The following is a 231-nucleotide window of genomic DNA, read 5'->3' as shown; positions in this document are numbered from 1 at the left end:
GCCCAGGCCGTGCGCGCCTATCTGATGACCACCGTCCGACGGGTCGCGGCGCACTGGGCCAGGACCCAGAAGCGGGAGCACCTCGTCGAGGACTTCGCCGTGTTCGCGGCGGAGGCGTCCCGCTCCTCCGAGGTCTCCGACCAGGACACGCTCGACCTCGGCGCGGACGTCCGGGCCATGCACGAGGCCGAGCGGTCGCTCGCCATGCAGGCCTTCCGGTCACTGCCCGAG

1 protein-coding gene is annotated in these 231 nt (G+C 72.7%); it reads left to right on the top strand.

Going from position 1 to position 231, the window contains the following annotated elements:
• Positions 1 to 231: hypothetical protein (locus tag AB1287_RS22430; protein WP_435619156.1), on the top strand; the 231-nt coding region annotated here is incomplete at both ends.

This window comes from Scandinavium sp. UTDF21-P1B (assembly GCF_040750395.1).
Taxonomy (GTDB): Bacteria; Pseudomonadota; Gammaproteobacteria; order Enterobacterales; family Enterobacteriaceae; genus Scandinavium.
The sequence above is the reverse complement of the archived record's forward strand: the minus strand, read 5'-3'. Positions and strand labels throughout refer to the sequence as shown.